This is a genomic window from Ruegeria sp. ABV4_181 (assembly GCF_056158465.1).
This window is the reverse complement of the sequence record NZ_JBSWTI010000006.1, coordinates 283,602-297,587: the sequence shown is the minus strand read 5'-3', so window position 1 is coordinate 297,587 and position 13,986 is coordinate 283,602. Positions and strand designations below refer to the sequence as shown.

Annotated in this window: 13 protein-coding genes; 4 read left to right on the top strand and 9 right to left on the bottom strand. The window is 56.2% G+C overall.

The window, feature by feature from the left end:
* Positions 1-390: 390 nt before the first annotated feature.
* The 7 genes from ACXAC3_RS20865 to ACXAC3_RS20835 form a co-directional block, all read right to left on the bottom strand.
* Positions 391-1,773, bottom strand: a complete 1,383-nt coding sequence (locus ACXAC3_RS20865; RefSeq protein ID WP_475164475.1) for an FGGY-family carbohydrate kinase — start codon at positions 1,771-1,773, stop codon at positions 391-393.
* Positions 1,770-2,084 (bottom strand): L-rhamnose mutarotase, encoded by a 315-nt coding sequence (gene rhaM / locus ACXAC3_RS20860; protein ID WP_475164472.1) that lies wholly within the window; start codon positions 2,082-2,084, stop codon positions 1,770-1,772. Before rhaM ends, ACXAC3_RS20865 begins: the two co-directional genes overlap by 4 nt.
* On the bottom strand, positions 2,084-3,067 hold the full coding sequence (locus ACXAC3_RS20855; RefSeq protein WP_475164470.1) for an ABC transporter permease: 984 nt from the start codon (positions 3,065-3,067) through the stop codon (positions 2,084-2,086). Before ACXAC3_RS20855 ends, rhaM begins: the two co-directional genes overlap by 1 nt.
* The gene (locus ACXAC3_RS20850; RefSeq protein ID WP_475164465.1) at positions 3,064-4,047 is read right to left on the bottom strand and encodes an ABC transporter permease; all 984 of its coding nucleotides are present in this window, start codon (positions 4,045-4,047) and stop codon (positions 3,064-3,066) included. Before ACXAC3_RS20850 ends, ACXAC3_RS20855 begins: the two co-directional genes overlap by 4 nt.
* A gap of 12 nt (positions 4,048-4,059) precedes the next feature.
* On the bottom strand, positions 4,060-5,592 hold the full coding sequence (locus ACXAC3_RS20845; protein WP_475164461.1) for a sugar ABC transporter ATP-binding protein: 1,533 nt from the start codon (positions 5,590-5,592) through the stop codon (positions 4,060-4,062).
* Positions 5,593-5,659: 67 nt separating this feature from the next.
* Positions 5,660-6,658: a rhamnose ABC transporter substrate-binding protein gene (gene rhaS / locus ACXAC3_RS20840; protein WP_475164458.1), complete on the bottom strand. Its 999-nt coding sequence runs from the start codon at positions 6,656-6,658 to the stop codon at positions 5,660-5,662.
* A 38-nt stretch (positions 6,659-6,696) separates the two neighbouring features.
* Positions 6,697-7,497 (bottom strand): DeoR/GlpR family DNA-binding transcription regulator, encoded by an 801-nt coding sequence (locus ACXAC3_RS20835; RefSeq protein ID WP_475164455.1) that lies wholly within the window; start codon positions 7,495-7,497, stop codon positions 6,697-6,699.
* A 185-nt stretch (positions 7,498-7,682) separates the two neighbouring features.
* Here ACXAC3_RS20835 and ACXAC3_RS20830 point away from each other — a divergent pair, with 185 nt between their 5' ends.
* The 4 genes from ACXAC3_RS20830 (at position 7,683) to ACXAC3_RS20815 (ending at position 12,393) form a co-directional block, all read left to right on the top strand.
* Positions 7,683-9,785 carry a bifunctional rhamnulose-1-phosphate aldolase/short-chain dehydrogenase gene (locus ACXAC3_RS20830; protein WP_475164453.1) on the top strand — a complete coding sequence of 701 codons (2,103 nt, stop codon included), beginning with the start codon at positions 7,683-7,685 and terminating at the stop codon, positions 9,783-9,785.
* An 11-nt stretch (positions 9,786-9,796) separates the two neighbouring features.
* Positions 9,797-11,035, top strand: a complete 1,239-nt coding sequence (locus ACXAC3_RS20825) for an L-rhamnose isomerase (protein WP_475164449.1) — start codon at positions 9,797-9,799, stop codon at positions 11,033-11,035.
* 270 nt (positions 11,036-11,305) lie between these two features.
* Complete coding sequence (locus ACXAC3_RS20820; protein WP_475164446.1) at positions 11,306-11,725, top strand: hypothetical protein; 420 nt, start codon at positions 11,306-11,308, stop codon at positions 11,723-11,725.
* 131 nt (positions 11,726-11,856) lie between these two features.
* Positions 11,857-12,393, top strand: coding sequence for an AAA family ATPase (locus ACXAC3_RS20815; RefSeq protein WP_475164445.1), 537 nt, complete (start codon positions 11,857-11,859; stop codon positions 12,391-12,393).
* Positions 12,394-12,572: 179 nt separating this feature from the next.
* On the opposite strand, the gene ACXAC3_RS20810 is transcribed toward ACXAC3_RS20815, so the two are convergent.
* Positions 12,573-12,917 (bottom strand): RidA family protein, encoded by a 345-nt coding sequence (locus tag ACXAC3_RS20810; protein WP_475164442.1) that lies wholly within the window; start codon positions 12,915-12,917, stop codon positions 12,573-12,575.
* 47 nt (positions 12,918-12,964) lie between these two features.
* Positions 12,965-13,981, bottom strand: coding sequence for a D-cysteine desulfhydrase family protein (locus tag ACXAC3_RS20805; protein ID WP_475164438.1), 1,017 nt, complete (start codon positions 13,979-13,981; stop codon positions 12,965-12,967).
* Positions 13,982-13,986: the final 5 nt, after the last annotated feature.

The following is a 13,986-nucleotide window of genomic DNA, read 5'->3' as shown; positions in this document are numbered from 1 at the left end:
GAGTCAATAAAACCAAAGAGTTTAGAATCTGTATGTAGCAGTCGGGCGAGGATCAGGAATCAAATCCGCCCGTTTTCGGTGGTTTTCGCCGCCGCACGAGTCGAAAATCCGAGACGTTCCACACTTTGTGCCGCTAAAGCTTCGGGCGATTTCCTTGAGCCTTGTGCAACCGTAGCATTTGGCGAAATAGGTCCATTATGTCCGAGTTCATCGTGCCGATCCATCAGCATATTTGGCGTTGCAGTGAAAGGTAGGAAAGCGGGCTGCAACCTCAGAAACTGAGTGAAGTGAGTAACGGTGGGAAAGGGCCGATGAAGACAACGTGACTTGTTGTTCGGTCAGTGCTGCGCTGTCTCCATGGTTCGTTGCGATCCCGCAGACGCCGTCCGATCAAACTTTAGTTAAGGTTCTTTTCCACTCGGCTGCATAACGCGAAAACATATTGCTCACTTGTTTGTCAGGGACTGGAAGCGCGGGTATCTGGTGTCGTTGACCTTCACTGGGCGCCACGAGCAGAGCTGCTCCCTGACTCGTTCCCGTCGAGCTTTCTGTCGGGACGACAGGAGAGGACGTAGCCACTCCGAGCATCTTAAGGTACGCTGCATTCCGTGCGAACGGCCCTTCAACGATCACAGGGCCTCTATGGCCTACTAGGTCAAGACAATGAGACGTGACCAAAGCGAGGTAAAAGCCGACTGCAGCACTCCGTTGGCCCGACCCTTTTGGTGGATCCCCACCAAGCCAATGCGTTTGGTGCCCGGCGAACGGACCTGTCTCTGATACCACAGCAGGCAAAAGCATGCAGCCGTTGCTCAGCACCTCAAGCATATCAGAGGCCTTAGCCTGAACAGCCGGTCCACCGAGAGCAAGATCGTGTTCTCGCCCACCCATGAAGCGCGCTGATGGCACCGCATCTCCAAAGGCGTTGACGTTGACCAGCGTGTCGAGTGCGGGGTCGAGGACGACGGGTTTGCCACCAACCGCCATTGCGATCACCCAGGTGCCGGTCGAAACCACGCTGAAGGGCGGCTTTCGCATGACAAGATGCGACAATAGCGAGGCATTGGAGTCGTGGATGCCGCAGAATACGGGTGTCTCTGCAGACAACCCCGTTCGCTGGGCGACCTCTGGTGTGATGGTCCCGAGAACGTCACCGGGCTTGCGAGGCGGTGCGATCTTTTCAGCGATCCCGAGCGTCTCCGGCAAGGAAGAAAACCGATGCTGAAAGGGGTTCCAAAGATCCGTGTGACACCCCAGCGACGTCACCTCCGTAGCAAGGACGCCCGACAGGCGATGCGCCCAGAATTGCGGGTAGGTCACGATATCGGAAACCCGTTTTCGGAGTGATGGGTCGTTCGTGAACTGCCAATGGAGTTGCGCACCGAGGTTCAGACCCATCGACAATCGGGGCGACCCAGTTTCTGCAAATGGCGGCCGGATCGCATTGTACTCGCTCGCAAGATCGTCCGGACCTGTGTGTTCATAGTCGAGGATGGGGGCTGCCAGCGATCCATCCTTGGCAAGGAGTGCGCCGGCTGCGCCATGCGTTGTGATCGTGATTGCTGCTATACCGTGCTCGGTATCGAACGATGCGAGCCCGTCCAAAATGAACCGCCAATGCCCTTCAACATCGAAATGCGGATAGCGTGGGCCTGGCAGGGCCGCGTTCGGCCGCGTGATTACAGAGATCTCGGACTGGTCTGAACAACGTACCAGCGCCAGCTTGGCATTCGTCTTGCCAATATCGATAACAGTGATGTTCCCGCTGGTCATGGCATATGAAAGACTGTGGTTAGCGGCACGGCAACGGGCTCGTTGTTGTCGTGGGTTTCCATGATATCGGCCATGTGCGCCCACCACTTCTTCATGATCTCATGAGATGGTAGATCATCCATACCGTGGTCGTCCCTGCGCCAGAGAACACCGAACAGGAAATTTGTCTCCTCGTCGAGGTGGATGGAGTAGTCCGTTACACCTGCCTCCCTCAGAAGTGCCATAAGTTCCGGCCATATCTCGTCATGCCGTTTTTTGTATTCGTCGTTTGCCCCGGGATTAAGGCGCATCTTGAACGCGTATTTTTCCATCATGTCCTCCACTTTTCCCACAGGCGAGGCAATGCAATGACCCCGATCAGCAGAAGGCCGATGACGATGGACATGACGATGCCCGGCACGTTGAGAAGGCCAAGCCCGAAGGTGACGAGCCCCATAACGAAGGCCGCGATCACAACACCGGGGATCGAGCCCGAGCCTCCGAGAATGCTCACTCCGCCAAGAACCACCATGGTGACAATTTCGAGCTCCCAGCCAAACGCGATGGACGGACGCGTAGAGGCCAGCCGTGAAGTCAGACAAATTGCTGCCACACCGGACATGAGCCCGGTGAGAAGGAACAGGATGAACTTCACACGGGCGACGCGGATGCCCGAGAACTCGGCACCGATCGGATTGTTTCCGATGGCATAGACCGCCCGCCCGAAGTTCGTCTTGTGCAGAATTACGAAGTAGATCAGGGCGATAATCGCGAACAGCACGAACTCGAAAGAGATCACCCAAAATACATAACCCTGTCCGAAGAAAGAGAAATCTGACGGGTAACCGCGATAGGCCTGATCCCCGAGAACGATATAACTGATCCCGCGAAACAGGCTCATCGTGCCGATGGTCACAACAATGGATGGCAGCCTCATTTTTGTGACGAGAAATCCGTTGAACGCCCCGCAGATCAGGCCGACACCCAGCCCGATCAGCACAAGCCCTGAAGTACCCACGCCGATCTGCGCGGCGGCGCCCATCGCCGTGGACGCGAGCGCAATGATTGAGGCCACGGAAAGGTCGATCTCGCCTGCTATGATCAACAGCGCCATTGCAAAGGCGATCATCGCTTTTTCCGTGAAATTGAAGGTCATATCGCTCAGGTTCCAAGCGTTCAGGAAATAGGGCGATGTGAAGCTGTTCACGACGAAGATCGCGATGGCGACAGCCAGAAGCAGTGTCTCCCAGCTTTTCAGGCGCCGTTCCAGCGGCGATTGTAAGCGATCCGGAATGAAGCGTGTGGTGTCGGTCATGTGGCATGCTCTGCGCGCTTGAGGATGATCCGGCCCTTCTCGCGGTTTGCCTGCGCATTGAGAGCAACCGCGATAATGATTGCGCTGCCGGAGATCGCCAGTTGCCAGAAGGGCGAGATGTTCACGACCGGCAATGCGTTACTGATAATGCCCAGAAATAACGCGCCAAGCATTGCTCCGACAACCGTGCCGATGCCGCCCATGATGGCAACGCCCCCAATCACACAGGCGGCAACGACACTGAGTTCGAACCCTCCTGCGAGGTCGACGAAGGCGACCGCAAAGCGCGACACCCACAGGTAACCGGTCAAACCCGCAAGCGCCCCCGATATCGTGAACGCCCAGAACTGTGTGCGACCCACGTCGATGCCGGCATACGTCGCCGCATGTGGGTTTCCACCAGCGGCATAGAACGCTCGGCCAAGGGTGGTTCGCGACATGACGATCGAGAAAACAACAACGGCGGCGATGGCGATCCAGCTCATCAGTGGCAGCCCGAGAAGCTCGGTTCGAGGGAACGCCTTGAATGGATCGCTGAACTCGTGTGCGTTGATCCACTTCCCCTCGGAAAGCAGGAAGATAGTGCCGCGGAAAATCGTCATCGTGCCCAGGGTGACAACGATTGGGGGGATCGCCAGCTTCCAGACAAGGACACCATTCACCATCCCGAGCAGCGCGCCAAACACAACTGAGATGACTATGATCACCGGCACCGGTAGCCCAGGCACAGCGACATTGATCATGGAAACGACCATGCCTGTGAGGGCGAGATTGGCGGCAACACTTAAATCGATGCACCGCGTCAGGATCACGATCATCTGACCGATGGCCAAAAGGATCAATGGTGCAGTGTCATTGAAAACGTTCGCAAGATTAGATGGTGTAATGAAAGCCGGGAACCGGGACGAGATGATTGCAAGAAGAAGAACGATCGCGCCGGTCAGCAACACTTCGCGGGACCTGAGGATTTGCTTCGACATGGTTCGTCCCTCCTAAATTCCCGCCGCGTGCCGCACGAGTGTTTCTGGGGTCATCTCGTCGCCTGATAGTTCTGCGGCAATCCGACCTTCGCGCATCACGATAACGCGGTCGGACATGCCCAGGATTTCGGGGATTTCCGAACTGACCATAATGACCGCCAATCCCTGAGCGGCCAGTTCCGCCATGAATTCGTGAACTGCGGCCTTCGAGCCGATGTCGATGCCCTTGGTCGGTTCATCCAAAATGATAACCTTTGGTTGGGTGGCCAGCCACTTGGCAATGACGACCTTCTGCTGATTTCCACCCGAGAGATTGCCAACGTCAATGTCCAGAGAGGCCGCGCGAAGATCGAGCCTTTCGGTGTATTCCCGAGCCAACTTGAATTCTTCGGCCAGCCTCAGAAATCCGTTCTTTGAGGTGCGGCCAAGCGAGGGCAGGGTGACGTTCTGGAAAATCGGAAGCGCTGTGATTGCGCCCTGTCGGCCGCGGTCTTCTGGAACATAGACAATGCCCTTGCCAACGGCATCTGCAGGGGACCGGATGACCGCGCGCTTGCCGTCGATTGTCACCTCGCCTGCTGAGGGGCGGGTTATACCAAAGAGAGATTGCATAAACTCTGAACGTCCCGCGCCAACCAGGCCGTAGAAGCCCAGAATTTCCCCGCGGTGCAGAGTGAAACTGATATCGGCGAACTCGGTCGGATGTTCGTAGCCGTCGACAAAAAGGATCTCGTCGCCGGTATTGTGTTCCCGATCGGGGAAGATCTGGCTGACATCCCGGCCGACCATCATCTTGACCAACTCAGCCTCGGACACATCGGCGATTACACCGTTGCCCACCAACGCGCCGTCCCGGAAAACCGTGTAGTTGTCGGCAATGCGGAAGATTTCATCAAACTTGTGGCTGATGAATAGGATGGCCTTGCCTTGCCCTTTCAGCTCTTCAACAAGCTCATAAAGCTCTTCGATTTCCTTCTGGCTGAGCGCGGCGGTCGGTTCATCCATGATCACAACACGTGCGTCGATCGACAGCGCACGGGCAATCGCCACGAGATGCTTGTTCGCAATACCCAGGTCTTTGAGTTTCGTTCTGGGATCGATGTTGGCACCAATGGCTTTCAGGATTTCTCGGGCTTTGTCCATCATCGCAGTCGTATCGATCAGGCCGAAACGCCCGCGTGGTGCGTGGCCGAGAAACACGTTTTCTGCCACTGACAATTCATCGAAAAGAACTGTCTCTTGGTGGATCGCGGTGACGCCAGCATTGCCAGCGTCCTGAGCGGTCGGGAACCGAATGGGCGAACCATCGATCTTTATTTGACCACCATCCGGTTGATAGATGCCGGTCAGAATCTTGACGACAGTCGATTTTCCGGCGCCATTCTCTCCGACCAGTGCTGTAACCCTGCCGGGGAAGAGTTCAAGCGAAACCTCTGACAAAGCCGTAACGCCCGGAAACCTCTTCGTTACTCCGTTCAGCGAAAGAACCGGTACTTTGGTTTCATCGCGAGTGAGCGCGGGCTCGGGATCTGCTTCCATCAACATAAGGTTCGGCTGCCATATCGGAGTAGTGTCGGCGCAACGATAACGCTGCGCCGATCCGTTTCAGCGATCAGAATATGTCTTTGAACTGATCAATATTCGACGCGTCGTAAGTGAACGGGTCCGACATCGCGGCAGAGTTCGTGTCATCCAGCGTCACCGACCCCATGCGCCCCGTCGGAATTTCCGCACCCGGCTCGGCGGTTGCAGCATCCGAGGCCAACGCGTGCGCTATCATCGTTGCCGAGTAGCCAAGGTCGATCGGGTTCCAGATTGCGAAGCTTTCCGTGGCGCCAAATTCGACGCAACCCGCCATCTCGGATGGCAGCCCCAGCCCGGTAACGTTTATCTCGCCGATCTTGCCCGCGTCAGACACGGCCTGGCACGACGCAAGAATGCCGACTGTGGTTGGCGCGATGATGGCCTTGAGGTCCGGGTAGGACGCCATCAGGCCTTGTGCTTCGCGATAAGACTTGTCCGAAAGATCATCGCCATAGACAGTTGCGACCAATTCGATGCCTTCGTAGTTCGGCAGGACCTCTTCTGCAGCAGCAATCCATGCGTTCTGGTTCGTGGCCGTAGCCGATGCCGACAAGATGGCCACCTGGCCGCCATCGGGCATGTGGTCAGCCGCAAGCTTGATGATTGTGTTACCAATCAGCGGGGTCGAGGACGGGTTCAGGTGCATCATCCGACCCTCTTCGTTGACGCCTGAATCCCACGATATGACTGTGATGCCGCGCTGCATCGCACGCTGGAGCGCAGGAGATACGGCGTCCGGGTCGTTGGCAGAGATCGCGATGGCGTCGACGCCCTGAGCGATCAGAGAGTTGATGACCTCAATTTGACCTTCTGCGGTAGTGTCGGTCGGACCGGTATAGATGACCTCGACATTACCAAGCTCAGCCGCTGCCTCCTCAGCGCCTTCCGCAGCCGCTTCAAAAAAGCCGATACCCAGCGCCTTGACAACGAGCGCGATGCGCATGTCCTCTTGTGCGTGCACAGCACTTCCTGCCAGCATGGCGGCCGCGATCGCTGTGCCGCCGAAGAGTCTTCTGGTCATGCTCATGGTTAATCCTCCCTGTCGAGCGATTGTGAATGGTCCGCTTAGGTCGAACCGGTTTCGGCCGCGGCGTTCTTTTCCGCCACGATTAGTCTGATTTCGGCAGCCTCCAGCATCGCAGCAGCCCGGTCGGGGATGCCCGTATCTGTTATGACAACGTCGATACGATCCAGCGGGCAGAGCACGAGGCTGGAGCGGGAGTCGAATTTGCTGCTGTCGACCAAAACGACCAACTCGTCCGCCTGACCCATGAGCTTTTCCTCGGCCTGGATGAGAAGGGGATCACTTTCCATCAGGCCAAGAGGGCCAATTCCCTGAGCCCCCATGAACATGCGGCGCCCATAGAAATTGCGCGAGACATCATTTTCGAACGGAGACAGGATGATGTTCTGTTCTCGGTATATCGCACCACCGGGCAGCATGACGGTGTTCTTGGAATGCTTGAGCAGGTGTTCTGCAATCGGAAACGAATTGGTAAAGACCTGCATGCGCCGGTTGGCCAGCGGATGCACCATCTGGAACGTCGTGGTGCCCCCGTTAATAATGATCGGATCACCATCTTCGCACAGCTCGGCTGCGGCCTGAGCAATGGCTTGCTTTTCGTCAATACGAATGGATTCGTTAACAGCAAACGTCCGCCCCGCAAGTCCGACGAATTGAGGCGGTGCGATCGCTTCCGCGCCTCCGCGAACGCGGCGCAGCTTTTTCTCTATGTGAAGCGTGGCAATGTCCCGGCGAATGGTGGCTTCAGAAGCACCGGTCAGCCCGCAAAGATCGGCGACACTGGCGAATGGGCGGTCCTGAACCGCAGACAAGATAACAGTATGACGCTCAGTTTCGTGCAATTTTGCCTCCCTTGGCCCAGCACGATGTCCAGATTCGTATCACTTGTCAATCATTTTCAATCACAAACAATCATTCTGCATCGCAGCATGATTGTTTGTGAGCGTTTTTGATTGACAAAGTGACACAACCCCCGCACCCTCTCTTGCAACGCACATCCTGAATTTGGACGCAGCCGGAGGGTCAGATGTTGAAGACCGTTGAAAAACAACCCCTTGAGAACCTCTGGGAAGATAATGCTGCAGCAAAGATGAGCGAGTCGGAAAAGCTCCTCTATCGCTCCAACCTTCTTGGATCGGACAAACGCATTACTAATTACGGCGGCGGCAATACGTCAGCCAAAGCGATGGAGCGCGATCCACTGACAGGCGAGGATGTCGAAGTGCTTTGGATCAAAGGTTCGGGCGGCGACATAGGCTCGATCAAAATGGATGGGTTCGCCACACTTTACATGGAAAAGCTGAAGGCGTTGAAAGGTCTCTATCGCGGTGTCGAGTTCGAAGACGAAATGGTCGGCTACCTTCCGCACTGCACGTTCAAGCTGAACCCTCGCGCTGCGTCGATTGACACGCCGTTGCATGCATATGTGCCAATGAAACATGTGGACCACCTCCATCCCGACGCGATCATCGCGATTGCTGCCTCGAAGAATTCGAAAGAACTGACGCATGAGATCTTTGGCGACGCGATTGGCTGGCTGCCGTGGAAGCGTCCGGGCTTTGAACTGGGGCTGTGGCTTGAGGATTACTGCAATACCAACCCAAACGCCAAAGGCGTCGTGCTTGAGTCACACGGCCTTTTCACCTGGGCCGACGACGCCAAGGAATGCTACGAGCTTTCACTCGCGATAATTCAAAAGGCGATGGACTGGTTCGAGGCAAAAACAGCTGACGACTCTGACTTTGGCGGTGCTGCTCACCAAAGTCTTTCGCCTGCCGGCCGCCAAGCTGTTGCCGCGCGCCTGATGCCCGCGATCCGCGGCATGATTTCGGGCAAGCAGCACATGGTCGGCCATTTTGACGACAGCGACGCCGTCCTTGAATTTGTGAATTCCACGAATATGCGTCCGCTCGCGGCACTCGGCACTTCCTGCCCCGATCACTTCCTTCGCACGAAAATCCGTCCGCTCGTTGTGGACTTCGACCCGGCCAAGAACAATATCGATGACGTGCTGGGCGGCTTGCCCGATCAGGTCGCGGCGTATCGAGACGACTATGCCGCTTATTATGAGCGCTGCAAACACGACGACAGCCCGGCGATCCGCGATCCAAATGCGGTCGTCTATCTGGTCCCGGGTGTCGGCATGATTACCTTCGCAAAGGACAAGGCCACCGCGCGTATCTCGGGCGAGTTCTACATCAACGCCATCAACGTTATGCGCGGGGCCTCGTCAGTTTCCCAATATGTGGGCCTGCCGGAACAGGAAGCCTTTGACATCGAGTATTGGCTTCTGGAAGAGGCTAAGCTGCAGCGCATGCCAAGGCCGAAATCGCTTGCGGGCCGCATAGCGCTTGTAACAGGTGGGGCCGGTGGCATCGGTGCTGCGATCGCTGAGCGTTACCTCTCCGAAGGGGCTTGCGTCGTTTTGGCGGATATCGACGCAGAGGCGCTTGAAGCAGTCGAAGAAAACCTCTCTGCGCGCTATTCTCCCGACGTTGTACGCAGTGTGAAAATGGACGTCACCGACGAGAAGGCTGTCGAGTCCGTATTCGCATTTTCTGCTGTCGAGTTCGGCGGCGTGGACATCCTTGTTTCAAACGCGGGTATCGCATCTTCCGCACCGGTTGAAGAGACCTCACTCGCACTCTGGAACAAGAACATGGACATCCTGTCCACGGGCTACTTCTTGGTCAGCCGCGAGGCTTTTAAGCTACTTCGCGTTCAGGGTATCGGCGGCTCGATCGTCTTTATCGCCTCTAAGAACGGCCTGGCCGCCAGCCCTAATGCGTCGGCCTATTGCACAGCCAAGGCCTCTGAGATTTATCTGGCACGCTGTCTCGCGCTGGAAGGTGCAGAAGCTGGGATCCGCGTAAACGTGGTCAATCCCGACGCTGTCCTGCGCGGTTCGCGTATCTGGGAAGGCGAGTGGCTGGACCAGCGGGCCTCGACCTACGGCACCGACAAGGACGGGCTCGAAGAGATGTATCGCCAGCGGTCCATGCTCAAGCGCGTCGTCCTGCCAGAAGACATAGCAGAGGCCGCCTACTTCTTCGCCTCTGACAAGTCTGCCAAGTCGACTGGCAACATTGTCAATGTCGATGCCGGTAATGTTCAGGCCTTCACGCGATAGAGGTGGCTACTATGACGTACGAAATCGCAAAAGCCGTCTTTTCCGATTGGGGTGTGGATACTGAGGCTGCACTTGACCACCTCGCCACGATCGCAATCTCGATGCATTGTTGGCAGGGCGATGACGTGGTGGGCTTCGAGACCCGAAGCGGCACTTCGGGCGGTGGCATACAGGCGACCGGCAACCACCCGGGGCGCGCCCGCACACCTGACGAACTGCGCGCTGACCTTGAATTCGCCTATGCCCAAATTCCAGGCACACATCGGCTGAACCTTCACGCGATTTACCTCGACACGGATGAAACGCCCGACCGGGACGAAATCGAGTATCGCCACTTCGCGCCGTGGGTCGATTGGGCCAAGGATCAAGGCATTGGCCTAGATTTCAATCCCACGTTTTTCTCGCACGAGAAGGCCGACGACAATCTGACGCTCAGCCACCCTGACAATGGTATTCGCGACTTCTGGATCGAGCACGGCCGCCGCACTCGAGACATCGCGGCAAAGATGGGAGCGGAGCTTGGCTCATCAGCAGTCAACAACATCTGGGTGCCAGATGGATACAAGGACATTCCCGTCGACCGCATGGCGGCACGCGCACGGCTTGAGGCCTCACTCGATGCCATGCGCGCCGAAACCCAGGACCCGGCGCAGATGGTTGATGCGGTCGAGAGCAAGCTCTTTGGTATCGGTGTCGAGGCCTGCACGGTCGGCAGTCACGAGTTCTACATGGGCTACGCGATCCGTAAGGGAACGCTCCTGTGCCTCGACATGGGGCATTTCCATCCCACCGAGAACATCTCGGACAAGCTGAGTTCCGTGGCGCTCTCGCTAGACGAAATCCTTCTTCACGTCTCCCGGCCCATGCGGTGGGACAGCGATCACGTGATCCTTCTAAACGATGACATACAGGCGATGGCTAACGAGCTCGTGTTTGCCAACCTCCTCGACCGGACGCGCATCGGGCTGGATTTCTTTGATGCGACGATCAGCAGAACCGCAGCCTGGGTGATCGGGACGCGGAATATGCAAAAGGCACTCTTGCGATCTCTGCTTATGCCGCAAGCAGAACTTAAGACCGCGGAAGCGACGCTGGACTTTACGAAGCGTCTCATTTTCACCGAAGAGCTCAAGGACCTGCCCTATGGAGCAGTCTGGCAGGAGTTCTGCGAAAGGCATGACGTGCCCTGCGGCCTTGCCCTTTCAGGCTCGCTGGACGCCTATCAGGCGAGCGTGAGCGGACGCGGATAAGTCATCTAAGCTTAAAGGCGACTTTGTTCGCATTGTGTAAGTCCAGCCACTCTATAATCTTGCGCTTGCAGCGAACAGCAGGTTCGACGGGCCGCGCCGCAGCGTATAGCCGGTCGGTCGAAGGTCGGGAAAGGGCCGTCCCCGAAAGGATCTCCTACAAAGAATAGACCGTAGCTGCACTGCCTTCGATGTCCACAACGAGCCCAAACTGTTTGTTGATGCTGCACCGCTATCGGCTTCATATAGGCTGAGCCAATGGAAGGAAGCATGATGACCAAGCGCGAACTATTGATAGATGGAATCAAGCCAAGTGAGCTTGTGAACCTTGATGATTTAGAAGCCTACGCGCTCGCCAATCGTCCGATTGTTTTCTCCGTCGGAGAAGCGGAAGTTCTTGCTGAGTTTTCCAAATCGGGAAAAGTGCTTTCGGTTGAAATTGCTGTTGTTGAACAAGGTGGTGAAGGCGTGTTGCCGGTGTTGATCGACACAATCGAAAAAGCGGCATTGATACGGGATATCGTTGCTATTGAGTGGTCGGTTCTCGCACGGAACTGCTCAACCCCAAACCCAAAATTAATGCGAATTTTAGAGAAAATCGGCTTCGAAGTGCGACAGCTCGACAGCGGTACAGAGTTTTATTGGCAGCGACGATCCACCAATGATTCACTATTGCAGCGCACTGCGCGCTAGATCTGCTCTGTCCGCCGTTCTGTCATCCACGGGTCTTGCAGCTAAGTTCCGCGATATGAACCTTGTTGCAATTTTCGGCAACGCAGCATCAAGTGCATTGAAGGTCATCGAGCCACGGAAGGGGAATTGATTTGAGTCGTAGGTTTGTTCTGCTGACAGGGTGCTCTGGCGGCGGAAAATCGACTCTGCTGAAGGCCTTGGAAGAGCGCGGGTTTCCGACAGTCCAAGAGCCCGGCCGCCGCATCGTTTCAGATGAACTGGCCGGACAAGGCAAGGCTCTGCCATGGGCGGATAAGAAGGCGTTCGCACTGCGCGCAGTTGAGATGGCTAAGTCTGACTTACAGGTCGCGAAACACATTGATGGCATTGTGTTCTTCGACCGTGGTTTGATCGACGCGGCTGTCGCTTTGGCACATTCTGGCGGCCAAACGATGGAGGAGACACTTGGTGAAACCCAAGCATACTGGAAGCGCGTTTTTGTGGTCCCGCCTTGGAGGGAACTGTTTGCCAATGACGCTGAACGTCGGCACAAATTCGATGCAGCAGTGCAGGAACACCTCCGCATCGAGGAAGCTTTGGATGCGCTCGGCTACATCAGAATTGAGTTACCCAAGGTGCCGGTTCAAGAACGGGTCGAAATCGTGTTGGGGGCGTGCGGCGCACTGTAGCTCGGAGGTCCGCTTCGTCCGCTCCTGACCAGTTCGTTTTGCGCTTAGGTTGCCACTGAAGATCGCGACTTATGAGCAGGCAGCACTTTTTCGCAAGTAACGGCGCACCAACTGGGCACGTATGCCTGCAATACCTAGCAGACCGTTTCGCCGATTTTGCGAAAACCCCCGGTAGCGGTTCAGTCACAGGCTGCCGTCACAATCATTTCAACCTTCAACACATTACGGGCAAGTTTGGACTCTCCGCAGGCGCGGGCTGGAGCGTGGCCTTCTGGTACCCAGGCGTCCCAAACGGCATTCATTTCAGCAAAGTCGGCCATGTCGGCCAGCCAGATTTCGCATTTCAAGATGCGAGTCTTATCGCTGCCGGCTTTAGCTAAAAGGTCTTCGATCTTGGCCAAAATGTCGTGTGTTTGTTCAGTTACCGTGGGTGCGTCCGATGTCTGGCCGCAAAGATAGGCAACGCCGTTGTGTTTGACGATACGGCTCATGCGTTGGCCGGTTTCGATCCGGGTAATGGTCATGTTTCGAGTTGATCCTGTTAGTGAATTTTATGGTGGTTTGGGTGGAACTAGGATTGGTTATCTACCAACTCGTTTTGGTACCCAAAGAGAGCAGGCAACCCACCTGTGTGCACCATGACTACTTTCTGCCCGGGTTGGATTTCTCCTGCATTTACCAAATGCAACAATCCAGCGAAAGTTTTCGCGGAATAGACGGGATCAAGAAATATTCCTTCGGTGCGAGCCATCTTTTCCAATGCAGCCCGTGTCCCTCCGCTGAGTTTCCCGTAGCCGGGAGGCAGCGCTTCATCCAGAACGCTAACCCTGTCCTGCAAAGGCGCTGCGTCGATATCCAACATATCCGCCAGTTTCTGCAGAACGGCGTACATTCGGATCATTTGCTTATCGCTGTCCCGGCGTACGCAGGCGCCAAACACAGAAGCGGAGTTGTTTTCCAAGGCTACTCCAGTCAACAAGCCTCCATGTGTGGCTCCACTACCTGAGGGTACGACAACCGCATCGATATCCGGCATCTGACGACACAATTCTTTTCCGGCGACGACGTAGCCCAAAGCACCCAAAGGCGGATGGTTTAAACCCAGATGAATGACATAAGGTTTGCGCCCTTGCGCCTTCAGTTCGTCGGCACGCGCGTGCAACGCTGCGTCCGCACCGACTTCGTCCTCGCCCTCGGGGTAGGTCATGTGTTCGGCACCCAGAATTTGTGCCAACAACACATTCCCAGAGCTGTAATACGCTTCGCCCATATCCGACACACGCTCTTCCAGTTGCAGAACGGATTGCATGCCCAGTTTTGCTGCGGCGGCTGCAGCGGACCGAACAAAGTTTGACTGAACTGCGCCGGTGATCAGAATGGTATCCGCGCCTTTCTGAAGGGCATCACCGAAATAGAACTCAAGCTGCCGCGTTTTGTTACCGCCAAACCCAAGCCCGGTTAGATCATCGCGTTTCAGCCAGAGGTCGATACCCAATTCCGAAGACAACCTGTCCAGCCGCTCCAATGGGGTTGGGCCTGACATGAGTTGGGCACGGGGAAATCCGTCCAGTTTGTTGTCTTGTGTCATCGTCT